Annotated in this window: 28 protein-coding genes; 13 read left to right on the forward strand and 15 right to left on the reverse strand. The window is 60.7% G+C overall.

Translation table 11 applies throughout. The annotated features are described in order from the left end of the window. The first annotated feature begins 13 nt into the window (after positions 1 to 13). From secD to GTF44_RS13005, 5 genes are all read left to right on the forward strand, one after another. Entirely contained in the window at positions 14 to 1,681 is a 1,668-nt protein-coding gene (gene secD / locus GTF44_RS12985) for a protein translocase subunit SecD (RefSeq protein WP_171561682.1), read from the forward strand. A gap of 3 nt (positions 1,682 to 1,684) precedes the next feature. Next, positions 1,685 to 2,656 (forward strand): protein translocase subunit SecF, encoded by a 972-nt coding sequence (secF, locus tag GTF44_RS12990; RefSeq protein WP_171561684.1) that lies wholly within the window; start codon positions 1,685 to 1,687, stop codon positions 2,654 to 2,656. 4 nt (positions 2,657 to 2,660) lie between these two features. Further along, complete coding sequence (locus GTF44_RS12995; RefSeq protein ID WP_171564098.1) at positions 2,661 to 3,401, forward strand: sulfite exporter TauE/SafE family protein; 741 nt, start codon at positions 2,661 to 2,663, stop codon at positions 3,399 to 3,401. A gap of 12 nt (positions 3,402 to 3,413) precedes the next feature. Further along, positions 3,414 to 3,779, forward strand: a complete 366-nt coding sequence (locus GTF44_RS13000) for an Mth938-like domain-containing protein (RefSeq protein WP_171561687.1) — start codon at positions 3,414 to 3,416, stop codon at positions 3,777 to 3,779. 166 nt (positions 3,780 to 3,945) lie between these two features. Beyond that, positions 3,946 to 4,392 carry a hypothetical protein gene (locus GTF44_RS13005; RefSeq protein ID WP_171561689.1) on the forward strand — a complete coding sequence of 149 codons (447 nt, stop codon included), beginning with the start codon at positions 3,946 to 3,948 and terminating at the stop codon, positions 4,390 to 4,392. On the opposite strand, the gene GTF44_RS13010 is transcribed toward GTF44_RS13005, so the two are convergent. The 3 genes from GTF44_RS13010 to GTF44_RS13020 form a co-directional block, all read right to left on the reverse strand. After that, positions 4,389 to 5,099: a DUF1194 domain-containing protein gene (locus GTF44_RS13010; RefSeq protein ID WP_171561691.1), complete on the reverse strand. Its 711-nt coding sequence runs from the start codon at positions 5,097 to 5,099 to the stop codon at positions 4,389 to 4,391. The two genes, GTF44_RS13005 and GTF44_RS13010, sit on opposite strands and share 4 nt — an antisense overlap. After that, a complete protein-coding gene (locus tag GTF44_RS13015) occupies positions 5,096 to 5,524 on the reverse strand; it encodes a VOC family protein (protein ID WP_171561693.1) in 429 nt (142 codons plus the stop codon). Before GTF44_RS13015 ends, GTF44_RS13010 begins: the two co-directional genes overlap by 4 nt. A gap of 67 nt (positions 5,525 to 5,591) precedes the next feature. Continuing rightward, on the reverse strand, positions 5,592 to 6,452 hold the full coding sequence (locus GTF44_RS13020) for a DUF817 domain-containing protein (protein ID WP_253261310.1): 861 nt from the start codon (positions 6,450 to 6,452) through the stop codon (positions 5,592 to 5,594). 83 nt (positions 6,453 to 6,535) lie between these two features. On the opposite strand from GTF44_RS13020, the gene thyX reads away from it, so the two are divergent. The 3 genes from thyX (at position 6,536) to GTF44_RS13035 (ending at position 9,182) form a co-directional block, all read left to right on the forward strand. Next, positions 6,536 to 7,447, forward strand: a complete 912-nt coding sequence (thyX, locus tag GTF44_RS13025) for an FAD-dependent thymidylate synthase (protein WP_171561695.1) — start codon at positions 6,536 to 6,538, stop codon at positions 7,445 to 7,447. Positions 7,448 to 7,594: 147 nt separating this feature from the next. Further along, complete coding sequence (locus GTF44_RS13030; RefSeq protein WP_171561697.1) at positions 7,595 to 8,212, forward strand: HEPN domain-containing protein; 618 nt, start codon at positions 7,595 to 7,597, stop codon at positions 8,210 to 8,212. Between the two features lie 571 nt (positions 8,213 to 8,783). Continuing rightward, a complete protein-coding gene (locus GTF44_RS13035; protein ID WP_171561699.1) occupies positions 8,784 to 9,182 on the forward strand; it encodes a DUF2177 family protein in 399 nt (132 codons plus the stop codon). A gap of 4 nt (positions 9,183 to 9,186) precedes the next feature. On the opposite strand, the gene GTF44_RS13040 is transcribed toward GTF44_RS13035, so the two are convergent. Together GTF44_RS13040 and GTF44_RS13045 are read right to left on the reverse strand one after the other, a co-directional pair. After that, positions 9,187 to 9,423: a hypothetical protein gene (locus GTF44_RS13040; protein ID WP_171561702.1), complete on the reverse strand. Its 237-nt coding sequence runs from the start codon at positions 9,421 to 9,423 to the stop codon at positions 9,187 to 9,189. A 224-nt stretch (positions 9,424 to 9,647) separates the two neighbouring features. After that, positions 9,648 to 9,854, reverse strand: coding sequence for a cold-shock protein (locus tag GTF44_RS13045; protein WP_145216217.1), 207 nt, complete (start codon positions 9,852 to 9,854; stop codon positions 9,648 to 9,650). Between the two features lie 224 nt (positions 9,855 to 10,078). On the opposite strand from GTF44_RS13045, the gene GTF44_RS13050 reads away from it, so the two are divergent. Then, on the forward strand, positions 10,079 to 10,402 hold the full coding sequence (locus tag GTF44_RS13050) for an arsenate reductase family protein (RefSeq protein ID WP_171561705.1): 324 nt from the start codon (positions 10,079 to 10,081) through the stop codon (positions 10,400 to 10,402). On the opposite strand, the gene GTF44_RS13055 is transcribed toward GTF44_RS13050, so the two are convergent. The 4 genes from GTF44_RS13055 to GTF44_RS13070 form a co-directional block, all read right to left on the reverse strand. Beyond that, the gene (locus GTF44_RS13055) at positions 10,383 to 10,943 is read right to left on the reverse strand and encodes a DoxX family membrane protein (RefSeq protein WP_171561708.1); all 561 of its coding nucleotides are present in this window, start codon (positions 10,941 to 10,943) and stop codon (positions 10,383 to 10,385) included. The two genes, GTF44_RS13050 and GTF44_RS13055, sit on opposite strands and share 20 nt — an antisense overlap. Beyond that, positions 10,940 to 11,683, reverse strand: a complete 744-nt coding sequence (locus tag GTF44_RS13060; protein ID WP_171561711.1) for a DNA-binding domain-containing protein — start codon at positions 11,681 to 11,683, stop codon at positions 10,940 to 10,942. The genes GTF44_RS13055 and GTF44_RS13060 overlap by 4 nt, the downstream gene beginning before the upstream one ends. A 5-nt stretch (positions 11,684 to 11,688) precedes the next feature. After that, on the reverse strand, positions 11,689 to 12,543 hold the full coding sequence (locus tag GTF44_RS13065) for a DUF692 domain-containing protein (protein WP_171561714.1): 855 nt from the start codon (positions 12,541 to 12,543) through the stop codon (positions 11,689 to 11,691). A 69-nt stretch (positions 12,544 to 12,612) separates the two neighbouring features. Beyond that, positions 12,613 to 12,966 carry a DUF2282 domain-containing protein gene (locus GTF44_RS13070; protein WP_145216232.1) on the reverse strand — a complete coding sequence of 118 codons (354 nt, stop codon included), beginning with the start codon at positions 12,964 to 12,966 and terminating at the stop codon, positions 12,613 to 12,615. 348 nt (positions 12,967 to 13,314) lie between these two features. Here GTF44_RS13070 and GTF44_RS13075 point away from each other — a divergent pair, with 348 nt between their 5' ends. After that, positions 13,315 to 13,683, forward strand: coding sequence for a hypothetical protein (locus tag GTF44_RS13075; RefSeq protein WP_171561717.1), 369 nt, complete (start codon positions 13,315 to 13,317; stop codon positions 13,681 to 13,683). Between the two features lie 104 nt (positions 13,684 to 13,787). Here GTF44_RS13075 and GTF44_RS13080 read toward each other — a convergent pair whose 3' ends face one another. From GTF44_RS13080 to GTF44_RS13105, 6 genes are all read right to left on the reverse strand, one after another. Next, a complete protein-coding gene (locus GTF44_RS13080) occupies positions 13,788 to 14,183 on the reverse strand; it encodes a hypothetical protein (RefSeq protein WP_171561720.1) in 396 nt (131 codons plus the stop codon). 223 nt (positions 14,184 to 14,406) lie between these two features. Beyond that, entirely contained in the window at positions 14,407 to 16,353 is a 1,947-nt protein-coding gene (gene thrS / locus GTF44_RS13085) for a threonine--tRNA ligase (protein ID WP_171561722.1), read from the reverse strand. Positions 16,354 to 16,446: 93 nt separating this feature from the next. Beyond that, a complete protein-coding gene (locus GTF44_RS13090; protein WP_171561725.1) occupies positions 16,447 to 17,616 on the reverse strand; it encodes an MFS transporter in 1,170 nt (389 codons plus the stop codon). 69 nt (positions 17,617 to 17,685) lie between these two features. Beyond that, positions 17,686 to 18,093: an MAPEG family protein gene (locus tag GTF44_RS13095; RefSeq protein ID WP_171561728.1), complete on the reverse strand. Its 408-nt coding sequence runs from the start codon at positions 18,091 to 18,093 to the stop codon at positions 17,686 to 17,688. 3 nt (positions 18,094 to 18,096) lie between these two features. Then, positions 18,097 to 18,549 carry an SRPBCC domain-containing protein gene (locus GTF44_RS13100; protein ID WP_171561730.1) on the reverse strand — a complete coding sequence of 151 codons (453 nt, stop codon included), beginning with the start codon at positions 18,547 to 18,549 and terminating at the stop codon, positions 18,097 to 18,099. 14 nt (positions 18,550 to 18,563) lie between these two features. Continuing rightward, entirely contained in the window at positions 18,564 to 19,343 is a 780-nt protein-coding gene (locus GTF44_RS13105; protein WP_253261309.1) for a metalloregulator ArsR/SmtB family transcription factor, read from the reverse strand. A gap of 118 nt (positions 19,344 to 19,461) precedes the next feature. Here GTF44_RS13105 and GTF44_RS13110 point away from each other — a divergent pair, with 118 nt between their 5' ends. The 3 genes from GTF44_RS13110 to GTF44_RS13120 all read left to right on the forward strand — a co-directional run bounded on the left by GTF44_RS13110 (position 19,462) and on the right by GTF44_RS13120 (position 22,392). Beyond that, positions 19,462 to 20,208 (forward strand): carboxylesterase, encoded by a 747-nt coding sequence (locus GTF44_RS13110; RefSeq protein ID WP_171561733.1) that lies wholly within the window; start codon positions 19,462 to 19,464, stop codon positions 20,206 to 20,208. Beyond that, entirely contained in the window at positions 20,201 to 21,184 is a 984-nt protein-coding gene (locus tag GTF44_RS13115) for an alpha/beta hydrolase (RefSeq protein ID WP_171561736.1), read from the forward strand. Before GTF44_RS13110 ends, GTF44_RS13115 begins: the two co-directional genes overlap by 8 nt. 98 nt (positions 21,185 to 21,282) lie before the next feature. Beyond that, positions 21,283 to 22,392, forward strand: a complete 1,110-nt coding sequence (locus tag GTF44_RS13120; protein WP_171561739.1) for a LacI family DNA-binding transcriptional regulator — start codon at positions 21,283 to 21,285, stop codon at positions 22,390 to 22,392. Position 22,393 lies beyond the last annotated feature (1 nt).

Genomic DNA, 22,393 nt, shown 5'->3' on the forward strand with positions numbered 1-22,393 from the left:
GGAGCCATCCGACATGCTGAATATCCCCCTTTGGAACCGGGTTTTGATCTGGGGTGTGGTTGCGATTGGTCTGGCTCTGGCGATGCCGAACCTGTTTTACGACCGGGTGGAGCGGCATAATGATGCGGTGGCGTTGATCGAAGAGACCGGGGCCACGGATGATGCGTTGGAGGCGGATCGGGCGCTTTGGCCCGAGTTCCTGCCCGCGACATTGGTCAATCTGGGGTTGGATTTGCGCGGGGGGGCGCATTTGCTGGCCGAGGTGCGGGTTGAGGATGTTTATGAGCAGCGAATGGATGCGCTTTGGCCCGAGGTGCGTGATGCGCTGAGAGAGGTGCGTGCGGAGGTCGGCACGATCCGGCGGCAGGACGCGCCGATTGGCGAGTTGCAGGTGCAGATTTCGCAGCCCGAGGGCATGGCGGCGGCGGTCGCGGCAGTGCGCGAGATTGCGGCGCCGGTGGTGAGCCTGACCGGGATTGCGCAGAGCACGCTGGATGTCAGCGGTAATAACGACATTCTGACGGTGACGCTGAGCGCGGCGGAGCAGCAGGCGACGCTGGACCGGACGATGCAGCAATCGGTGGAGATTGTGCGCCGCCGGGTTGATGAGGTCGGCACACGTGAGCCGACCATTCAGCGGCAGGGCGAGCGGCGGGTCTTGATCCAGGTGCCGGGGATCGGCTCGGCCGAGGAGTTGAAGGCGCTGATCGGGACGACGGCGCGGCTGACCTTCCACCCGGTGGTGGGGCGGACCACGGATGGGGCGGAAGTGGCCGGGTCGCGGCAGGTGATCTATCCGTCGCTGGACGAAGAGGGCGTGTTCTACATCCTAGAGCAGACGCCGGTGGTGACGGGCGACGATCTGGTGGACAGCCAGCCCGCATTTGATGCGCAGACCGGGCAGCCCAGTGTCACCTTCCGGTTCAACCCGCATGGCGCGTCACTGTTCGGTGTGTATACGGCGGCCAATGTTGGTGCGCCGTTTGCGATTGTGCTGGATGAAGAGGTGATTTCCGCGCCGGTGATCCGGCAGGCGATCACCGGTGGCTCGGGCCAGATCACCGGGAATTTCAATGTGCAGGAATCGACCGATTTGGCGATTTTGCTCCGCGCGGGGGCCTTGCCCGCGGAGATGACTTTCCTTGAGGAGCGGACCATCGGGCCGGAATTGGGTGCCGACAGTATTGCTGCGGGGCAGGTGGCGGCGATGGTCGCCTTTGTCGCCGTTCTGGTCTTCATGATCCTCAGTTATGGGCTGTTTGGGATCTTCGCGAGTGTCGCGCTGATCCTGAATGTGGGGCTGATTTTCGGTGTCTTGAGCCTGATCGGGGCGACGCTGACCCTGCCCGGGATCGCCGGGATCGTTTTGACCATCGGGATGGCGGTGGATGCCAATGTGCTGGTCTTTGAACGTATCCGCGAGGAGCTCAAAACCGCGAAAGGCCCGGCGCGCGCTATTGAGCTGGGCTATAGCCGGGCGTTGAGCGCGATCATCGATGCGAACCTGACGACCTTCATCATCGCGATCATTCTGTTCACCGTAGGCTCCGGTCCGGTGCGCGGCTTCTCCGTCACGCTGGGGATCGGGATCATGACCTCGGTCTTCACTGCGATTTACGTCACCCGCTTGCTGATTTTGACCTGGTTTGACCGCCGGCGTCCCAAGACAATCGAGGTCTAAGAGATGCGCCTGCGCCTGGTTCCCCAAGAGACAAATTTCAACTTCTTCCGCTTCGCGCGGGTCACATTCGGTGCCTCAATCGTCGCCATGGTGGTGTCGATTGGCATCTGGCTTGCGATGGGGCTGAATTTCGGGATCGATTTCCTTGGCGGCACGACGCTGCGGGTGGAGAGCACGCAGGAGGTGGTCGTGGGCGACTACCGCGCGGCGCTTGATCCGTTGGGCCTTGGCGATGTCTCGATCACCGAAGTGTTCGACCCAACCTTTGAGGCGGGCCGCCATGTGGCGATGGTCCGTATTCAGGCGCAGGAAGGCCAGGAGAGTGTGACACCGGAGACGGTGAATGCGGTGCAAGACGCGCTTGTGGCGGCGATTGACCCGGAGATGACCTTCCCCTCGGTGGAAAGCGTCGGGCCGAAGGTCTCGGGCGAGTTGATCACCACGGCGCTGCTTGCGGTCGGCATCTCGCTGGCGGCGATCTTGATCTATATCTGGCTCAGGTTCGAATGGCAGTTCTCGGTCGGCGCGGTGGCGGCCTTGATCCACGATGTGGTGTTGACCATCGGGGTGTTTTCGCTGCTGCAAATCCGGTTCGATTTGGCGACGATCGCGGCGCTTCTGACGATCATCGGCTATTCGATCAACGATACGGTGGTGATTTTCGACCGGCTGCGCGAGAACCTGCGGAAATACAAGAAAATGCCGCTGGTCGACGTGATGAACCTCAGCGCCAATGAGACGTTGAGCCGGACCTTGATGACCAGTGGCACGACGCTTCTGGCGCTTTTGGCGCTGCTGATCCTCGGTGGCGATGTGATCCGCGGCTTCGTCTTCGCGATTTTCTGGGGCGTGATCGTAGGCACCTATTCCTCGATCTATGTGGCGAAGAATGTCGTCTTGATGATCGGGGTGAAACGCGATTGGTCGAAGCCGGATGGAAATGCCGGAACGCAGTTTTCCAACATAGATGCCTGAGGCGTTGAGCGCCGCACTGGCCCTGGACGGGCTGGTGTGGGTTCTGGCCACGACGATCCTTGCGGGGGTGGTTTATGGCTTTGCGGGGTTCGGCTCGGCGCTGATTTTCATGCCTTTGGCAACGATCTGGCTGGAGCCCGCCTTTGCGATTGCGGCGTTCTCCCTCTCGGCAATCGTGTCGCTATTCACCGTTGTGCCACGCGCTTGGGGGGTGGCGGAGAAATCCGCGACCTTCACCTTGATTGGCGCGGCGTTTCTGGGCGCGCCGTTTGGGATCTACCTGCTGCGTGTCTTGGACGTCGATTGGGTGCGCATCGCGGTTGCGACGACGGTTTTGGTGACCTTGGCGGCGTTGATGGCGGGTTGGCGCTATGCCACGCGGCCGGGGGTGGCCACCCGCGTCGGCGTTGGCGCGGCCACGGGCGTTTTGGGCGGGCTGACCGGGCTGATGGGGCCGATTGTGATCTTGTTCAATCTGGGCGCGGGCAGCCGGGCCGAGGTGATGCGGGCCAATACGATGGTGTTTCTGACCACGATCAGCATCCTGGTCCTGCCGCAAATGGCGTTTCAGGGATTGTTGAGCCTGGAGGCACTTTGGCTGGGTGTGGTGATGATGCCAGCCTATGGGATCGGGACGCGGATTGGGCAGGCGCTATTCGACCCGGATCGCGAAGTTATGTATCGCCGGGTCGCATATGGTATTATCGGTTTGGCGGGTGTGATGGGGCTGCCGATCTGGCAGTGAGTGGAGAAGGGCATGCAGCTACACGAAGTGCAATATGACGACCGCAAGCCGATCGATGGCTATGGGCCGGGGTTTTTCCGGGTCGGTGGCGAACGGATTGAGGGCGGGGCGGTGTTGCTGCCCTCGGGGGTTGCACCTTGGGCTGGGTATGAAGCGGCAGGGCCTCTGATTGCGGCGGCCGATGAGATCGATGTTTTGCTGATCGGGACGGGGGCGGAGATTGCGCATATCCCCGACGGCTTGCGTGCGGAGCTTGAGGCGGCGGGCATTGGGGTGGAGGTGATGGCGTCCCCCTCGGCTTGCCGGACCTATAACGTGCTGCTGGCCGAAGGACGGCGGATTGGCGCGGCGCTTTTGCCGATTTCCGAGGCGAAATAGGCCGCCATTATTGGTTCATTGCATATTTGGGCAAATATCCATTGTTTATTCCTAATTCACGTCTTTTGGGCGGCCTAATGTCGCCTTTTGGATGAATCGGAATTGACAGTGGCTTTGAATGAACCCACCGATTGGGAACTTTCGGACAGATAAAGGGTTCAATACGATGTTTCGTTCATTTCGGCAGGTTGTTTCAAAGGTGGTTGTCGTATCGATTGCCGTAATGCTCGCGGCGCCGGTCAGCGCGCAGAATTCGGCGCTGCAAGTCCCGGTGACATCGGAGTTCATCCCCGGGGAGATACGATTTACCGGCGGGTTGGGGACCGTCTATCAATATCGTTGGACGATAGTGGCCGTTGATGGCCGGTTGGCGCTTTGTGGTGCAGGGTATCTGCGAGATGGGCGGCTGCGCGGTTCGATCAATGACATGCTGGAGGGGGCCTCTCTTCTGGTCGGATCGCAGGTTATGCCGGTCGACGCGCGGTTTTTCACCCGCGCCCGCAGTGCGCGCCGACTGGATCAAGCGGTTGCGACTTGTCAGCCGACCGGCGTGTCCGCAAATACGCGTGAAACTATCTATTTTCAGCCGGATTCAGGTTCCTGGCGGAACTAGCGGGGGGACGGTTCTGGCTCTAGCGATCCCAAGATCATCACCCGCAGCTCGCGCTCCAGCTTTCGGCGCATGACCTCTTCGAAATGGTCATGGTTGAGCGCGTGTTCGACAAAGGCGCCCGGGCCGCGGATCACTTCGCTTTCATAGTAAAGCTCGATCTCGCGGCTGGCCCCGCCGATGGCCAGCCCGTTCACGGTGACCCCGTTCAGCGCGAAATGCTCATAGGCGGCTTCGGGCGGGAAGCCGTCATTGTTTTGTCCGTCGCCGGAGATGTCGAGCGTTTGGAACAGGCACGGCGGGGCTTCGGCGAAGCGTTCGGCGGCAAAGCCGATGGCATAGCCAAGCGCGGTGGGAAAGTCAGCATGTTGCCGTGTGGCCCGCGCGATCTGTTCGGTGACGGTGACGAGGTCCTCTTGGGTCCGGATCATCGTCCAGTTGACCAGCATGTCCTGCTGAAACCGTCCACTCCATTCATAGACCGCGAAGGCGACGGGGCCGGGGCCGTTTAGAAATCCGTTCTGCACTTCGGGAGACAGGAGCGCAGAGATCAGCCCGTTGATTTGCAAAGAATATTCCGCCTCATCGACGGAGGCCGAGACGTCCATCGCAAGAAGCAAGGCCAAGCGGCATTGCTCCTCGGCTTGGGCATGAAGTGGCAGAGGCGTGGCCAGCGATAGGCCCAGGGCGATGAGGCCAGCGCGGATCACCAGTGACCGGTGTTTTCCATCGAGGCCCAGGGTTCGGCCGGGGCCAGCCGCTCGCCTGATTGCAGAAGCTCAACGGAGATGTTGTCGGGCGAGCGCACGAAGGCCATATGCCCGTCGCGCGGCGGGCGGTTGATGGTCACGCCGGCCTCCATCAGGTGCTGGCAGGTCTCGTAGATATTGTCGACCTCATAGGCCAGATGCCCGAAATGGCGGCTGTCGGAGGGCAGCCCCTCGTCGCCATCCCAGTTATAGGTCAGCTCCACCGGGCACTCGTCTTGCCCCGGAGGCGCCATGAAAACCAGGGTGAAGCGGCCGCCTTCGTTTTCCCAACGGCGGGTCTCATGCAGGCCGAGAAGTTGGAAGAAGGCCATCGTGGCCTCCAGATCCTTCACCCGGACCATGGTGTGAAGATATTTCAATCCCATTACAGCTACTCCCTATGCTCGTTTGGGGTAGCCTAACCCGGGTTGGAGGCGCGCGCATCCTCTGTCTTCAGTAAATTTCCCGTGGGGTGGGCGCGACCGGGCGGATGTGCAGTGCGTCGCGCAAGATCAGGGTGACGGTCACGAAGCTCACATAGAGCAGCAGATACCAGGAGCCGAGCTTGCCGAGCGAGACCAGATCCAGCGCGCCTTGGCCGGCATAAGACCAGGTTTGCGTGAAGGTTCCGACATTCTCGGCGACCCAGATGAAGATGGCCGACAGGAACGCCGCGAGCGGCAACGGCATCCAGCGGGGTGTGCTGCCCGCATAGAACCAGACCCGGGTGCGCCAGAAGAGCAGCACTGTGGCCAGGAACAGCCCGGCGCGGATATCGGGCAGGAAATGATGCGTGAAGAAATTGCCATAGATCGCGGCGGCCAGCAGGAGGGTCAGCGCAAAGGGCGGGTAAGGCGCGAACTGCATATGAAAGATGCGGATGACGCGGGCCATATAGCTGCCGACGCAGGCATACATGAAGCCGGAGAAAAGCGGCACGCCGCCGATCTCCATAACCCCGGTATCGGGGTAATCCCAAGAGCCCATATGCAGCTTGAACACTTCCATCAAGGTGCCGGTGAGGTGGAAGAGCGCGATGACCTTGGCCTCGGCGATGCTTTCGAGCCGGAGCCAGAGGAACAGGATCTGGGTGGAAAGCGCGAACAGGAACAGAGCGTCATAGCGGCTGAGCGCCCAATTGGGCGACCAGATGAAGCGGGTGGCAATGATTGCGATCAGAAATAGGATGCCGAAAAGCGCCGCCCAGCCCTGTTTCAGCACAAACATGATGAACTCGGCGAGATGCGGATTGAGCCGTTCGCGCGCCCAATCGCCCATGCGGCGTTCCAGAAAAACGACGCCCCGATCCGTCATCCTGCCCCTTTATCTTGCGTGCCTGCCTCGCGCTGATGCAAGATGTTGTAGACCCCGAATCCCTAGAAGGAAAGAGCAGAGATATGCCGCTGAGCCCTGAGCAACTGGCCGAGATTGAAGAGAGCCGTCAGAATCCGCAACCCACCTTGCGCGCCGTGGCACCGGGGATGGAGCAGCATCTCTATAAAGCGCAGCCGGTTTTGGACCACGGCTTTGTGCGGGTCATCGACTATATGGGCGACGATGCCGCGATCGTGCAGGCGGCCCGGGTAAGCTATGGCGCGGGGACCAAAAAAGCCCGCGATGACAGTGGCTTGATCCGCTATCTGATGCGGCACTGGCACTCGACGCCGTTTGAGATGTGCGAGATCAAACTGCATGTGAAACTGCCGGTTTTCGTGGCGCGGCAATGGATCCGGCACCGGACGGCAAATGTGAATGAATACTCGGCGCGCTATTCGATCCTCGACCGGGAGTTCTATATCCCCGCGCCGGAACATCTGGCGGCGCAATCGGTGGTCAACAACCAGGGGCGCGGCGAGGTCTTGCAAGGCGAAGAGGCGGCGCGGGTTTTGGAGGTGCTGAAGGCCGACAGCGCGCGGGCCTATGACCATTACGAAGAGATGCTGAGCCAGGAGGGGCAGGCGGGGCTGGCCCGCGAATTGGCGCGGATGAACCTGCCGGCGAATGTTTACACGCAATGGTATTGGAAAGTGGATTTGCACAACCTGTTCCATTTCCTGCGGCTACGCGCCGATGCCCATGCGCAATATGAAATCCGGGTCTATGCGGAGGCGATTTGTGAGATGGTCAAAGATTGGGTCCCGGCGGCCTATGGCGCGTTCGAGGATTACCGCATGGGCGGGGTGCAGTTGAGTGGCAAGGGGGTTGATTGTCTCCGGCGGATGCTTTCAGGTGAAAAGGTCACGCAGGAGAACTCGGGGATGAGCAAAGGCGAGTGGCGGGAGTTTGAGGGAGTGTTTGCGGCCGGATGAGAGAGTGACGGTGTTCACGCGTGAGTGGGCGTAAGAAGTCGTGTGGATTAGGAGACTCTTTTTAGGCCTTTTGTATAGTTTGCTACAATCAATCAACGGAGTGTCCGATAGATGCCTTCAGCAGCACGAGTTCTGGCGCGAGACAAGATGATCCCGGAGGTCGGTCTTCTAATTGCAAGCCACACAGAGTTGAGGAGAGGAAAGAAGGGGCGTGATCCTCATAACTCAATACTGAAGTCATCCGTGATGATGCTCTGTGCGATATGGGAACTATACTGCGAGTCTGTTTTGGAGGAGGCTGTCGCGAAGCTGCTGGAAGCTAAAAGCGACCCTCAAACATTGCCTGATGCGATTAAGGGGCAGATTAAACAAGCAGTTTACCACGAGAATGTTTGGAAGTCCGACCCATTAAGTCTGGCTGGATTTGGTTGGCGCGATGTTCACTTGAGGATTGTCAAAGAAAGATGTGCTTCGTTCAATACGCCGAAACCTAAACAACTCGATGATCTCTTCAAAAAGATGTTAGGTCTAAAGGAGCTTTCGAAATCATGGACTGTTCAGCCATCAGAAATTGAGAATTTCGTTAAACTGCGTGGTGAAATTGCGCATCGTGGAACAGACGCTGCGAATGTTCCTCGTGATGACGCGATCCACTATAAGGTTATGATTTCGAAGACGATTTCTGAGACCGATGACGCCATATATGATTTCCTAAGGGCAGAGGAGAATACGGGTAGGGCACCGTGGCAGAAGACTTCCAAATAGTTGCTGCCTGAGAGTAGGAAACGTGCCGTTTCGTCGCCAACAAGCCGACTGTTTGACATGGCAGGCAGACGCCTGCCCGTTAATGCCGGACCAGCGTGCAAGCCCAAAAGATACGTCCAATTGACCGAAGCAAGCATCTTTTCCAGCGTCACAGGCACTGCTCTCACTCTCCGATCTTCGCACCCGCGCCAAGGACATCGCCCGCAAGCTGGCAACCGTGTCCGCGTTCCCTTCCTCCTATTCGCTGAAGGCCAAACAGGTCGCGATACGTCGGGTGCCGTATTCGGGGGTGCCAGGTCGGCGGGGTCGAGGGGGCGAAGTAGCTTTTGACGTCTTCTTAGGTCTCCGCACAGGCAAGGCGGTCACCGCTCAAGGGGCCTTGGGCCTGTGCAGCGGCGTCGCAGGTGTATTGGGCCAGCAGCAGGGCTAGAATTCGGTCATCTGCATGCTCCCACGCCGAAGTCTGACGCCGCGGTGTGGCTTTCTGTCAAAGAAACGGGCCGCAATGACCTTCACATCAGTGCGAGCGGTGCTAGTTGATATCGGATCGTTCAGCCCGGAGCCGCACCACATGTCCCTTCTGATCCTCTTCCTCGCCACCTCGGTGATCTTCCTGGTCGCCGATGCGATCATGTTGCCCACGGTGATCCAGCCGGTCTTTGCGCGGCATCTGGGCGATGGGCTGGCCGAGGGGATCCGGTGGCTGCCGGCGATCCTGTTTTACCTGATTTTCATGTTTGGCATTCTATGGTTCGCGGGTTGGCCGGCTTTGCGGGACGGAACCCCGCATATGGCGCTGATCAATGGCGCGATCTTGGGGTTGGTGGCCTATGGCACCTATGAATTGACCTCTTGGGCCGTCATGCGGGACTGGCATCCGCAGATGGTCGTGCTCGACATGGCCTGGGGCACGGTCTTGACCGCGGGCGCGGCCTGGGGCGGGGTGATGATCACCCGGGCGCTCACCTGAGGCGTTATTCGCGCAGCCAGGTTTGTTCGATGTACAGGATGCTGGCCTTGGGGATGATCAGGTCAGTCTGGTGATCCCGCCCGTTCCGGATGCGGAGCTTAATGAAATCATCGCCTTTCTCGCGCACGGAGCCGCGCACGGTTGCGCTGCGCACGGCACCGTTGGTGAGGCGGATCGGTTGCGTGAGGATGAATTTATAGGTGTAGCGCGGGTCGTTGGTAATCACTTCGTCAAAGAGCATTTGTGGTCCTTTCCCGAGGCGCGCCCGAGAATGCAGGCGCGGCTGAAGGTCTTAGGAAAGCCCGCAAAATGGGGGTAGCGCAAGAAATTCTTGCGGATTGCCGCTCTGTCAGAGGTGATCTGCGGGGCCGTGGCGACGGCTCAATTGTGGGGAAAAACATCAATACGCCGCCCGAATCTCTCCCCCGCGCGACGTCTGTCTTGTGGCCCGATCCCTAGGTGGAATCAGAGCTTCTGCAACTCCACCGCCGAGGCGCGGCCATCACGGCCTTCGCGGAGTTCGTAGCCAATTTTTTCGTTGTCGGCCAAGCCGGTAAGACCGGCGCGTTCGACCGCTGAGATATGTACAAACACATCATTGCCGCCATCATCGGGGGCAATGAAACCGTAACCTTTGGTGGTGTTGAACCATTTTACAGTGCCAGTGGGCATCGTCGTTGTCTTTCCTTCTCAAGGTTTTCCGCCCGCGGTAGTGCGGCGGTGCGGTGTCGTCAGGGCCGTCCTATTGGAATGCCTTCTTGAGAGGGCGGTTCAGCATAAACCTGTTGTCACAGAGAAAAGTTTGGAGCGAAATTGAAAAAAGGCAAGTGTTGGGTTGATTATGGGCTCTGTCTGGCATCAATTCGCGGAGCAATTGCGGCAAAGGTGCATAAGAGATGATCGTTTTCGGGCTAAAAAACTGCGACACATGCCGAAAGGCCGTAAAGGAATTGAAGGCCGCCGGGCATGAGGCGGTTTTGCGCGATGTGCGGGCCGCGCCATTGGATGCGGCGGAGTTGGCCCGGTTTTTAGACGCTTTTGGCGATCATTTGGTGAATCGCCGCTCGACCACGTGGCGTGGGTTGTCGGAAGAGGCGCGGGCGGCAACGCCAGAAGCGTTGCTGACGGCCCATGCGGCGCTGATGAAGCGCCCGGTGATCGAGGTGGCGGGGGAGCTTTATCTTGGGTGGAGCGCTGAGGTCAAACAGGCGCTCCTTTAGAGCGGCCGCGCAGGATCGCATCGAGCGAGAGCGGCCCTGCACCGCGCAGGACGATGACGATCAAGAGAAACACCCAGAACGCGCGTTGATCCATGATCAGGCTGCCGGAGGCGGCGTCGAACCAGCTGCCCCGGTCGGCGGCGGAGATGCCATGGCCGAAAATGTCGACCCAGCTCTGTGCGAAGACAAACCCGATCATGCCGAGGGCGGCGAGCCGTGTAGCGAGGCCGATCAGAAGCAGAAGCGGGAGGATGAACTCGCCCCAAGTCGCACCGAGGACCAGCAATTTGGCGAAAAGGCCCAATTGGCTTGCGTCATAGCCCGCGGCCTCGAACATGCGCGGCAGGATTTGGCCATAGGCCCCGAAACCGACATTGAGGAAGCCGAAAAAACCGTCGCCCAATTTGGTCAGGCCGGAATTCCAGTAATAGATCAGAAGTGTGCCTGCGAAGACCAGCCGCGCCAGGGTGGGGATGAGAAACGGCGCCAGGCCCTCAAGGGCGTCGAAGATGCGATTGTGCAGGGAAATCAAGGCAGTCATGGGTCTTTCCGATCAAGGGTCAGGGCGCCGGTGCTGACAAAGAGCGACAGAAGCGCGGAGATATTGGCTTTGGGTTCGGCGGCCTGGGTCGCGGCCATGGCCTCGGCAACGCTCATCCGGCCTTTTAGAAGCCGGGCGAAAGCAACACCGCCGATGGGCAAAAGATGCGGCACCGGGTCAAACCCGGGCCGGGTGATGATCACGTCTTGGCCGCCGCCGGTGGGTTTTGGGGCGTCCGGGTCGCTATTGGCGCGCCAGATTGCGTAGATCGGATAGCGGGATTGGACGACCAGCGTCGCAGGCGCAACGCGGGGTTTCAGCGCCAAGACCTCATTCGGATCGAGGCCTTCCATCGAGAGCGGGGTCACATCGGCGGCGTGATATGATTGCCGGAGGCCCAGTTCGAGCTTGGCGATATCCGGCAGATAGGGCAGATGCGCGACCGGCTCGAAGCTGGTTAGAAAGCCCGGGAGCCGTTGGCCATAGAGTTGCAGGCGCGGGTGCTCGGGCGGGTGCGCGCGCAGGAAGACGCCCGCCATGGCTTTGAAGAAATCGTTGCCCACGAGTTTCCGGAGAACGGGGAAGCCGGTTTCCAGCGCCTGGGTCAGTGAGACAGCGACATTGTTGCGATAAACGTCAAAACGTTTGCCAGCGGGGCCGCCATGGGCATCGCCGAGCCCCTCCGGGGTCGGTCGGCCTGCATCCATGATGGCTTCGGCGAATTGGGTTTGGCCAGCCATCGGTCTCAAGCCTCAACAGGGGTGAGAATGGTCTCCGCCCGGGCCGCTTCGGCGCGCAGTTCGGCAAAGGGCGGCACGTCGGTATCCCATTCGATCAGCGTCGGGCGGGGGCCACCCCGGGCGACGGTGTAGCGATAGAGCGCCCAGACCGGGTCGACCACCTCGCGGCCATGGCTGTCGATCAAGAGCGGGCGGCCTTGATCGTCTTCATCCTCGTCATGACCGCCGAGATGGATCTCGCCCACATGGGTGAGCGGGAAGGCGTCGATATAGCTATGCGCGTCCCAGCCCTGGTTGTTGGCAGAGACAAAGACGTTGTTCACGTCGAGCAGCAGGCCGCAGCCGGTGCGTTTGGCGATCGCGGACAGGAACTCAACCTCTTCCATCTCGGTTTCGTCAAAATCCAGATAGGTCGAGGGGTTTTCGAGCAGCATCTGCCGACCGATCGTGTCTTGCACCTGGTTGATATGGGCGGCGACGCGGGCGAGCGTGGCCTGTGTATAGGGCAGGGGCAGCAGGTCGTTCAGGAAGCCCATGTCATGGGTCGACCAGGCCAGATGTTCCGAGAAAGACGCGGGGTTGAGCCAGGTGCAGAGATGTTTCAGCCGCGCAAGGTGATCCGTATCGAGCGGGGCTTCGCCGCCAATCGACAGGCCAACGCCATGAACCGAGATCGGGAAACGCTCGGCCAAGGCGCGCAGTTGCGCCAGCGGGCGGCCGCCATCTCCCATGTAGTTTTCCGCGTGAATTTCGAGCCAGGTCACGGGGCCGGGATCTGCGATCAGATCGGCGTAGTGCTGGGCTTTGTAGCCGATACCGGCGGTCAGAGGGAGGCGCGTGTGTTGAGCCATATCGAGCATACTACCACCGGATCGTCTTAAAAAGGACCCCTGGCGCGAACGCCAGGGGCGGGTTTGGCAAAAGCCAAATTACATGTCGAGCGAGCGCAGAACCGAGGTGTCGGTGCCTTCGGGCAGGTCGCGCGCCAGGCCTTCGTAGCCATCGGCTTCGAGCGAGGCGAGGGTTTCACCCATGCGGCCATCTGGCAGCTCAACGTCGGCGCAGGTGCCGGCGGGCACGAAGGTCCAGGCGTTACCCTGATAGTCAACAGTCGAGGTGCCGGCGCAGGTGGTGCCGGGGCCCGCGGCGCAGTCGTTTTCGCCAGCGAGGCTGATGCCGAAGCATTTTTCCTGGGCCTGAGCTTGGGCCGGTGCGGTGCCGTGAGCGGTCAGAACAGCAGCGGCGGCGCCGAGCAGCGCCAGGGATTTCACGTGGGTCGACATTTTGGAGTATCTCCGAGTTGGTTAGATGACAGATCGCAAGTAGCAGCGACAGGGAAATTGGTAGCGGCTGGGGCCGATCACTGGCCAATCACAGAGCCGTGCCGCACGGGTCCGTGAGCGCGCGCGAGAGGTTTGTGAGCAGGGTGGGCGGTGCTAAAATGCGGGAAATATTCAAGAAAACAAGGGTTGCGACAGTATGCGGCCAACCGGGGATTTCCGCTCATGTTACAGGGGAAACCGGGGGAAGAGTGGCAAATGTTTCACCCTAACCTGGCGGCGGCTCGATCTTGGATTGGACGGGCGCGGGTGCCATATCGAGATGAGACAGGCAGGCAGAAGGACTCTCACATGCGCAATGCGGCTTTGGTTTTGGGCATTATCGGCGGTGTCACCGGCATGATCGTCGGATTTTTTGTTTATGGCTATGTGGCGTTTATCGACTCATTTGGCGAGATCGATAATGTGGCGCGGCAGGTCGACAACCCACAGCTTTTCAAAACAGTTGCGATTCTGTCGCCGCTTTTGGCGATTGCGGGTGGGGCGATGGCCCGGGCGCGGGCACTTTGGGGCGGTATCTTGCTGTTGATCTCAGCCACCGGGATGTATCACGCCTTCGGCTTCAACGTCGCCACCATGTTCCCGATTGCCTTTTGTGGTTTGGGCGGACTCTTGGCGCTGGCCGCCGGGCGGCCCGATGAGGAGAAAGCGCATTTTTGAGGGATGGGGGCCTTTGAGTTCTCATTGACCGAGATGCCTGGCCAATGGATGGCGGCCTTTCGAAAACTGGATGCCAAGCGCTCGCATGCAAGCCCCTCCAGTCTCTAACGGCCGTAAACTCTTTGAAGATCAGCGACCGCCTCGGCCTCGCAGCCGTGAACATAAACCCGGTATCGCACATCGTCTTTGCCGCCATAGGGGATCATGTCGTCAAAGAAATGAATGCCCCTCCTTTGCAGTGATTTCTTCAACGCGGTGAGCTTGACCTGTTCCTTGATGAAACCAACCAAATGGCTCCACGCCCAACTGTCATCTTTGATCTGCGTATATGCGTGGAAAACCGCGTCGCTTTCGCAGTCGAAGACCTTCTCCACCCTCTTCACGCCGCGTTCGGTGAAAACCCACTGAAAGGATGTGCCGACCTTTGCGAGTATGAACCCCTCGGAGATAGGCGCGCTATCAATCTGATAAGACAGAAAGTTGCAGCCGTTTTCTTCCATCCACGACCTCAAGTCACGGATCGTCCGAAGTTCAGTTTTTGGTTGTTCTGGCTTGAAATCCAAATGATCTGGCCTGTCGGTATCTCACTCAAGAAACGGCGCCGCGACTTGATCATTCTGTATGATCAAACGTTCTATCTCATCTCATCGCCCGAAAGCAGGCGTTGCTCCTTGAACGCCTGACAACAGCTTTTTCTAGCCCAAGCGGCCATTGGCCCTTGGGTCACTTCAGGTCCGGCGGGATCGCCTCGTTGGTCAAATCGGCGAGGATCTGATCCACCGGCAAGACACTGGTCTGTTTCTCCCCCAAACGGCGGAGGGTGACGGTGCGGTCCTCCACCTCTTTGCGGCCGATGGCGAGGATGACAGGGACCTTGCCCACGGAATGCTCGCGGACCTTGTAGTTGATCTTCTCGTTCCGGATATCGGCCTCAGCGCGGATGCCGGCGTCTTTTAGCATCTGGGTGACTTCCAGCACATACTCGTCGGCCTCCGACACGATCGCGGCCACCACGACCTGCCGGGGCGCGAGCCAGAACGGCAGTTTGCCAGCGTAGTTCTCGATCATGATGCCGATGAAGCGCTCGAACGAGCCCAGGATCGCGCGGTGCAGCATGACGGGGCGATGTTTCGCGCCGTCCTCGCCAATATAGTTGGCATCGAGCCGTTCCGGCAGGTTGAAATCCGCCTGGAACGTGCCGCATTGCCATTCGCGGCCAATCGCATCGGTCAGTTTGAAGTCGAGTTTGGGGCCGTAAAACGCGCCTTCGCCCGGGTCGATCTCATAATCATTGCGGACGCTGAGGATCGCCTTCTCCAGCGCGGTTTCGGCCTTGTCCCAAACTTCGTCAGAGCCGACGCGGACCTCGGGGCGGGTCGAGAGTTTGATGTCGAAACTCGCAAAGCCCGCATCGCGGTAGATGCCGGACAAGAGCTCGATAAAGGCCGCGCATTCCGCCTCGATCTGATCCTCGGTGCAGAAGATATGCGCGTCATCCTGGGTGAAGCCGCGCACCCGCATCAGCCCGTGCAGCGCGCCATGGGCCTCATAACGGTGGCAAGAGCCGAACTCGGCTAGGCGCAGCGGCAGATCGCGGTAGGATTTGATGCCCTGGTTGAAAATCTGCACATGGCAGGGGCAGTTCATCGGCTTCAGAGCATTGGTGCGTTTTTCATTCGCGTGCTCTTCGTCGATCTCCGTGATGTACATGTTTTCACGGTATTTATCCCAATGGCCCGAGGCTTCCCACAGTTTGCGGTCGACGACTTGCGGCGTCTTGATCTCTTGATAACCCGCCTTGGTCAGGCGGCGGCGCATATAGTCTTCAAGCTCGCGATAGATTGACCAGCCATTGGGGTGCCAGAAGACCATGCCCGGCGCTTCCTCCTGGAAATGGAACAGCTCCATCTCCCGGCCCAGGCGGCGGTGGTCGCGTTTCTCGGCTTCTTCGAGGAAGGTCAGGTGGTCTTTCAACTGCTGCCGGTTCTGGAAGGCGACGCCATAGATCCGCTGAAGCTGCGGACGATTGCTGTCGCCGCGCCAATAGGCCCCGGCGACTTTCATCAGTTTGAACGCGTCGGCGGGTACCTGGCCGGTGTGTTGGAAATGCGGGCCGCGGCAGAGGTCTTGCCAATGGCCATGCCAATACATCCGGAGCGGTTCGTCCCCGGGGATGGCTTCGATCAGCTCGACCTTATAAGGCTCGTTATTGGCCTCGTAGAAGGCGACGGCGCGGTCGCGTTCCCAGATCTCGGTGGTCACCGGGTCGCGGCGGTTGATGATTTCTTTCATCTTCGCTTCGATCACACCGAGGTCTTCGGGGGTAAAGGGCTCTTCCCGGTCGAAATCGTAATAGAAGCCGTTATCGATGACGGGGCCGATGGTGACTTTGACATCGGGCCAAATCTCCTGCACGGCGCGGGCCATGATATGGGCGCAGTCATGGCGGATCAGTTCCAGCGCCGGGGCTTCATCCTTCATCGTGTTGATGGCGATCGCGGCGTCGGCCTCAATCGGCCAGGCGAGATCCCAATGGATGCCATCGACCTGCGCCGAGATGGCTTTCTTGGCCAGCGAGGGCGCAATGCTTTCCGCCACTTCCGCCGGAGTCACGCCAGCGGCGTAGCTACGGGAATTGCCATCGGGGAAAGTCAGGGAAATCTGGGCCATCGGCCGGTCTCCTCATCAGTTTGGCGCCTACGAAACGCCCGGTTGCGGGACAATATGTATGTGCCGACTGAATGCCCTCTGTTGGGCTGCGCGTCAAGGTGCCGGAAAGGTGCGGCGGTTCAATTTGTCGGACCAGAGCAGATGGGCAAGCGACAGGGCGACACCGGCAGCGGCGGCCAGACCCAGCAAACCAGGGCCAAACCCGGCCAGGACCAGCCCGCCGATGAAGGCGCCAAGGGCGGTGCCGATATAAACCCCGGCGGCGTTGAGCGACAGGAGCACAGGCGCCTGGGTCGCGTCGAGGATGATCAGCCGAACCTGTTGTGCCGCCCCGAAGGACCAACCGATCACCGACCAGATGAGTACGATCAACCCCAAGACCCAGGTATTGAGCGGCAGGATCGAGAAAAGCGGCAACACCGCAAGTTGCGCCAGGCAGAGGCCGATCAGCGTGCGGGAGGGGCCGAACCGGTCGGACAGGATGCCGCCAAAGAGATTGCCCAAGATCGCGCCGATCCCGAAGAGCAGGAGCATGAGGGAAACCCCGTCGCGGCCCAGGCCCTGCACTTGGGCGAGGAGCGGGGTGAAATAGGTGTAGAGCACGAAGATCGCGCCCAGAAATGTCGTGGTAAACAAGACCGAGACCATGATTGGCAGGCTGGTCAGGTTCGCTCGCAGATCGCGCAGCGCCACCGCGTGGAAGGGCAGACCCGGCGGGATCATCCGCCAGAGCAGAATGAGCGCCGGAAGCGACAAAAGGGCGACGACGCCAAAGGCCCATCGCCAGCCAATGGTGTAGGCGAGCCAACTGCCCGCCGGGATGCCGAGGGCTTGGGCCACGGTGATCCCGGCAAAGACCAAGGCGAGGGTTCGGGCGCGTTGATCGGCGGGGACCAGCGTCGCCGCGACAGCGGCGGCGACGGGGGTGATGACGCCCGCCCCGGCGGCGGCCAGGGCCCGGGCCAGATGCAGCGTGGTGATGTCGGGCGCGAGGGCAGAGGCCAGCGAGGCGAGCCCGTAGAGGCTGAACCCCGCGGCCAGCACCCGGCGCCGCCCGATCCGCCCCGTGGCCGCCACCAGAAGCGGCGAGAGGACAGCATAGGTCAGCGCATAGGTCGTCATCAGATTGCCCGTCGCCGCCCGGCTTGCGCCGAGGTCTTGGGCCAAGGGTTCCAAAATCCCAATGACGAGGAAGGCCCCCATGCCGACAACGAAATTCGCGGCGGAGAGGGACCAGATCACGGTGCGGGAGGCGGTGCTCATCCCCGCGACAGTAGAGACGCCGCGCCCGAGGTCAATTCGGGCGCGGCGTCATTTGGTCAACTGTCTGTGTCAGGCGGCGGCGAAGACCGCGTAGCCCATGATCAAGACACAGATCCACCCGGCGGTGAAAACGATGGGCCGGAGCGGCATGCGCGCCACGCCGGCGATCATGCCCGCCGCATGGAGGACGCGGATCCAGAAAAACGCGATGGCCGTCCAATAGGTGAGACCGGTGAACCCGTCGAACCGATCCACCATCAGAACCAGCACCGCGAAGGGCATGGCTTGTTCCAAGAGGTTCAGATGCGCGCGATGGGCGCGCTGCACCCAGGGGCGCAATCTGCTGATCGTCGCAGGTGTATCGAACGCGTCTTCTTCGGAGGGGTCGGATGCGATGCCAACAACATAAGGGATCCACATCGAGGCCGCGAGGATCATCAGGCAGGCGAGAATGCCCAATTCGGTGGGGAATTCCATGACTCAAGCCTCCTCGTGTTCGTCCCAGAGATGATCGCCGCCGAAATGGGTCGGCGTGCCGGTCTCGAGCCAGGTTTTGAGGCCTGCAAGTGAGCGCACCCAACCGTCCGCGGTGCCGCCCGATGGATCGTGGGCAAGGCCACGATGCTCTACGGTAAGGCAACAATAATCGCCCTGCGGTTCGATCAGATATGTCACCTCGCTGGTTTTTGCATCGGGTTCCCATTTGGGCTCGAAACTGGTGACGAGCCGCGTCTTCGGTTCGACGACCATCTCTTTGGTGTGCAAGGTCTCGGTGCCATCGGGGGTGCGATACACCAACGTATCGCCGCGGCGCTCGGCCGTTTGTTCGAGAAAGTCATAGTGCTGAACGGCGTCTGCGTTGGTGAGGGCGTCCCAAAGCGCATCTTGGGAGCAGCGGATATAAGTCTGCATCATGAAATCGGGTTTGGTCATGGTCTAAGCCTCCTTCACATCGCCATTTTGAGGGCGCTGCCGGTTTCGAGATAGGATTTGAGCGAGGCCGCCAACCGTGCCCAACCTTCGGCGAAGCCTTCTTGGCCGGGGGCCATATCGTAATGCTCGATGGTCAGTTTGCAGGTGTCGCCCTGGGCTTCGATCACATAGACCATATGGCTCGCGGGCGCGTCCGGCCCCATGAACATCGGTTCGAAGGTCATCGCGATACGGGTTTTGGGGTCCATCTCGGTGGTGACCTGGCGCAGCATCGGGTTGCCATCGGGCAGGATAAACTCGGTCACATTGTCCGGCTTCGCATCGCCGCGCACGTCGTTGCACATGAAGTGATACATCGCCATTTGATCGGCCTTGGTCAGCGCATCCCAAAGCGCATCTTGCGTGCAGCGGATGAAAGTCTGCATCATGAAATCGGGTTTACCCATTACACTCTCTCTTTCCAGTTTGGCTTTCAGGTCGCTCAACGCGCTGGCCTGTGGCTGGAGAAAGGGCGCGACCCAACGGTCGAGCATCTCTTGCAAGGGCAAGGCATTGAGATAGTGATGTTTGAACCGCCCATGGCGGCGCGTGATGACAAGATGCGCGTCTTCAAGCACTTTGAGATGTCTCATGACGCCAAAACGGGTCATGTCCAGCTGTTCCTCCAGATCACTCAAGGATTGCCCGTCTTTCCGGCGCAGACTGTCCAACAGCGCGCGCCGGGTCGGGTCGTTGAGGGCTTTGAAGATCGTATCCATGAGGTCTTTATAGGTGATAAAATAGTCACGTGACAAGGTAGTCACCTATTGGATTGTATGACGTGACGGCGTTTTGCATTGAAAAACAGGGTTTTTCTTGCTGTTTTTATCGTGCGGTGCAGTAATGACGCCCGAATGAGAAGGGCGTTTTGCGATGACAGATGGTGTGTTTGAGACGGTTCAGAGGCGGTGGTTGGCCTATAATCGAATCGCGGGAGACGGGCCGGGCGTCGTGTTTTTGGGCGGGTTCAAATCCGACAAAGAGGGCACCAAAGCCCTGCATCTCGAGGCCTGGGCCAAGGCAACGGGCCGGGCATTTCTGCGGTTCGACTATTCGGGCCATGGGACATCGTCGGGTGAGTTCACTGAGGGATCGATTGGCGATTGGGCCGAGGATGCGTCTGCTGCGATTTTGGGCCTGACGGAGGGGCCGCAAGTGCTGGTGGGGTCCTCGATGGGCGGCTGGATCTCGCTCTTGATGGCGAAACGGCACCTCGAGAAACTGGCCGGGTTGGTGACCATTGCCGCGGCGCCGGATTTCACCGAAGACAGCATGTGGGCCGGGTTTTCAGATGCCCAGAGGGTGGAGCTTGCGGAGACGGGCCAGGTTGCGTTGCCCTCGGAATATGGCGAGCCCTATATCATCACTAAACGGCTGATTGAGGAGGGGCGGAGCCAGTTGGTTCTGCGGGAGCCGTTGGCGATCGACGTGCCGGTGCGGATGCTGCAGGGCACGGCGGACGCGGATGTGGAGATGTCGGTGGCGCAGCGGCTGCTGGAGCATCTGGAAGGGCCGGATATCCGGTTGGAGCTGGTCAAAGGCGCTGATCATCGGTTCTCCGATGAGACCTGCCTGGCGCTGATCACGGAGAAGGTCGAAGAGGTTCTGGCGCGTGCGTAGGGTTGGCAAATGGCTGGGCCGATTGCTGTTGGCGCTCGTTGTGTTGTTGGGGGCTGTCTGGCTCTTTGGTCCGACCGAACCGGTGGAGCGCGGCGCGCCCTTCGCGGGTGATTTGAGCGATCCGGCGGCGCATTTAGCGGCGCGGGAGGCGGCGTTTGACGACATCACCCCGGGGGCCGAGGCGCGGATCATCTGGGCTGGTGCGCCGGGTGCGGAGACGCCGCTGACGGTGCTGTATCTGCATGGGTTTTCCGCGACCTCGGAAGAGATCCGCCCGGTGCCCGACAATGTCGCCGATGCATTGGGTGCGAACCTGGTCTATGCCCGGTTGCGAGGCCACGGGCGCGGCGGGGCGGCGCTGGCCCAAGCGACAGCGGGCGCCTGGATCGACGACACGGCCGAGGCTTTGGCCGTCGCGCGCGCGGTGGGCGAGGAGGTTCTGATCATCGGCACCTCCACCGGCGCGACCTTGGCGGCGATTGCGATGACCGAGCCGGATATGGCGGTGGATGTCGCGGGGGTGGTGATGATCTCGGCCAATTTCGAGCTGGCCAATCCGGCGGGTGTGCTCTTGGAATGGCCCGCGGCACGGGTTTGGGTGCCCTGGCTCGTTGGCGCGGAGCGCAGTTTCGAGACCCTGAATGACGCCCATGCCACCTATTGGACCTGGTCCTACCCGACCATCGCGACCTTGCCGCTGGCGGCGGTGATGCGGGAGGCCCGGGGACGCGATTATGCGACCGTGGAGGCCCCACTTTTGTCGATTTTTTCCGATCAGGATCAGGTGGTCTCCGCCGCCGCGTCGCGGGCCTTTGCGGAGGGGTGGGGCGGCCCGGTGCAGCTTGCGCCGCAGGACCTGCCGGCGGAGGGTGCAGACCCCTATAATCATGTGATTGCTGGCGATGTTTTGAGCCCGGCCATGACCGCAGATGTGACCCAAATCATCCTCGACTGGGCGGCCGTGCAGGGCTTCTAGAGCAAGGGCGTTTTCCGCGCTGCAGCGACGATTTTCTGTCTTTTCCCTTGCCGAAACCGGTTTCGGAACGAAGGTTCTGAGTCGGGGAGTGAGATCAAATGCCAATCGCAAAGCCACGAGAGCGGGCCGCCAAACGGGTGACGATCAATGATCTGGCCCGGTCCTTGGGCATCGCCAAGGGCACGGTTAGCCGGGCGCTCAATGGCTATCCTGATATCTCGGAAACCACCCGGGTTCGTGTGACCCGCGCGGCGGAGCGTATGGGGTATCGGCCCTTGGCGCAGGCGCAAGCGATCCGCACCGGGCGGGCGCGCTCTTTGGGGCTGGTCTTGAATGCGGGCGGAGATGCCGAGCATCGGCCTTTTCTGACCGATTTCCTCGATGGTATTTCGCGCGCGGCCTCGAAAGAGAGTTGGACGCTGAGTGTTGCCACGGCCCATGACGTGGAGGACGAGGTGGCCACGATGGCGCGGCTGATCGATGAGCGGAAGGTGGATGGGTTCATCTTGCCCCGGACGCGGCTGCACGATGCGCGGATTGACTTGTTGCGCGATCTGGATGTGCCGTTTGTCCTTTTTGGGCGCACGGCGGACCCCACCGGCTGCGCCTGGTATGACATCAGCGGTGAAGATGCGATGACCGCCGCCGTGCAGCGGTTGGCTAATCGCGGGCATCGGCGGATCGGCTTCATTAATGGCGCGTTGGAGTACACCTATGCCGGGCTGCGCGAAGGTGGCTATCGGGCGGGTCTGGCCGATGCGGGCTTGCCATTTGATCCGGCGCTTATGGTCGACGGCGCGACCACGATGGCCGAGGGGGAGGTTCAGGGTGAGCGCCTGCTGGATCTGGCCGAACCGCCCACGGCGATTGTCTGCGCATTGGATTTGGCCGCTCTTGGAGTTTACCGCGCCGCCGCGCGCCGCGGGCTGCGCATTGGCCCCGATCTGGCAGTGATCAGCTATGACGGCATTCCCGAAGGCGCGACGGCGACGCCACCATTGACCACCTATGCGGTGGATAGCCGGGCCGCGGGCGCGCGGCTGGCCAAGCTTCTCTTCGCCCGCATTCGCGGGACCGATCCAGAACGTCTGCGCGAACTCGCGCCTGCGCGGTTGATCGCGCGGGCGTCGGATGTCGCAGATTTTTATCCGGATCCGGCGGCAGCGCTGGGGCCGGTCAGTACCGAAAACAACCATTGGGAGGATTGAA

The organism is Roseobacter sp. HKCCD6576-2 (assembly GCF_013179285.1).
Classification (GTDB): Bacteria; Pseudomonadota; Alphaproteobacteria; order Rhodobacterales; family Rhodobacteraceae; genus Rhodophyticola; species Rhodophyticola oceani.

Excerpts from the sequence above, each read along its gene's own strand:
- GTF44_RS13100 (WP_171561730.1), bottom strand. The coding sequence starts at position 18,549 with ATGACCAAACCCGATTTCATGATGCAGACTTATATCCGCTGCTCCCAA.
- secD (WP_171561682.1), top strand. The coding sequence starts at position 14 with ATGCTGAATATCCCCCTTTGGAACCGGGTTTTGATCTGGGGTGTGGTT.
- GTF44_RS13120 (WP_171561739.1), top strand. The coding sequence starts at position 21,283 with ATGCCAATCGCAAAGCCACGAGAGCGGGCCGCCAAACGGGTGACGATC.
- GTF44_RS13055 (WP_171561708.1), bottom strand. The coding sequence starts at position 10,943 with ATGACTGCCTTGATTTCCCTGCACAATCGCATCTTCGACGCCCTTGAG.
- GTF44_RS13080 (WP_171561720.1), bottom strand. The coding sequence starts at position 14,183 with ATGGAAGAAAACGGCTGCAACTTTCTGTCTTATCAGATTGATAGCGCG.
- GTF44_RS13000 (WP_171561687.1), top strand. The coding sequence starts at position 3,414 with ATGCAGCTACACGAAGTGCAATATGACGACCGCAAGCCGATCGATGGC.
- GTF44_RS13065 (WP_171561714.1), bottom strand. The coding sequence starts at position 12,543 with ATGCTCGATATGGCTCAACACACGCGCCTCCCTCTGACCGCCGGTATC.
- thrS (WP_171561722.1), bottom strand. The coding sequence starts at position 16,353 with ATGGCCCAGATTTCCCTGACTTTCCCCGATGGCAATTCCCGTAGCTAC.
- GTF44_RS13030 (WP_171561697.1), top strand. The coding sequence starts at position 7,595 with ATGATCCCGGAGGTCGGTCTTCTAATTGCAAGCCACACAGAGTTGAGG.
- GTF44_RS13090 (WP_171561725.1), bottom strand. The coding sequence starts at position 17,616 with ATGAGCACCGCCTCCCGCACCGTGATCTGGTCCCTCTCCGCCGCGAAT.
- GTF44_RS13075 (WP_171561717.1), top strand. The coding sequence starts at position 13,315 with ATGCGCAATGCGGCTTTGGTTTTGGGCATTATCGGCGGTGTCACCGGC.
- GTF44_RS13095 (WP_171561728.1), bottom strand. The coding sequence starts at position 18,093 with ATGGAATTCCCCACCGAATTGGGCATTCTCGCCTGCCTGATGATCCTC.
- GTF44_RS13050 (WP_171561705.1), top strand. The coding sequence starts at position 10,079 with ATGATCGTTTTCGGGCTAAAAAACTGCGACACATGCCGAAAGGCCGTA.
- GTF44_RS13020 (WP_253261310.1), bottom strand. The coding sequence starts at position 6,452 with ATGACGGATCGGGGCGTCGTTTTTCTGGAACGCCGCATGGGCGATTGG.
- GTF44_RS13040 (WP_171561702.1), bottom strand. The coding sequence starts at position 9,423 with ATGCTCTTTGACGAAGTGATTACCAACGACCCGCGCTACACCTATAAA.
- GTF44_RS13005 (WP_171561689.1), top strand. The coding sequence starts at position 3,946 with ATGTTTCGTTCATTTCGGCAGGTTGTTTCAAAGGTGGTTGTCGTATCG.
- GTF44_RS13015 (WP_171561693.1), bottom strand. The coding sequence starts at position 5,524 with ATGGGATTGAAATATCTTCACACCATGGTCCGGGTGAAGGATCTGGAG.
- GTF44_RS13070 (WP_145216232.1), bottom strand. The coding sequence starts at position 12,966 with ATGTCGACCCACGTGAAATCCCTGGCGCTGCTCGGCGCCGCCGCTGCT.
- secF (WP_171561684.1), top strand. The coding sequence starts at position 1,685 with ATGCGCCTGCGCCTGGTTCCCCAAGAGACAAATTTCAACTTCTTCCGC.
- thyX (WP_171561695.1), top strand. The coding sequence starts at position 6,536 with ATGCCGCTGAGCCCTGAGCAACTGGCCGAGATTGAAGAGAGCCGTCAG.
- GTF44_RS13035 (WP_171561699.1), top strand. The coding sequence starts at position 8,784 with ATGTCCCTTCTGATCCTCTTCCTCGCCACCTCGGTGATCTTCCTGGTC.
- GTF44_RS13045 (WP_145216217.1), bottom strand. The coding sequence starts at position 9,854 with ATGCCCACTGGCACTGTAAAATGGTTCAACACCACCAAAGGTTACGGT.
- GTF44_RS13060 (WP_171561711.1), bottom strand. The coding sequence starts at position 11,683 with ATGGCTGGCCAAACCCAATTCGCCGAAGCCATCATGGATGCAGGCCGA.
- GTF44_RS13110 (WP_171561733.1), top strand. The coding sequence starts at position 19,462 with ATGACAGATGGTGTGTTTGAGACGGTTCAGAGGCGGTGGTTGGCCTAT.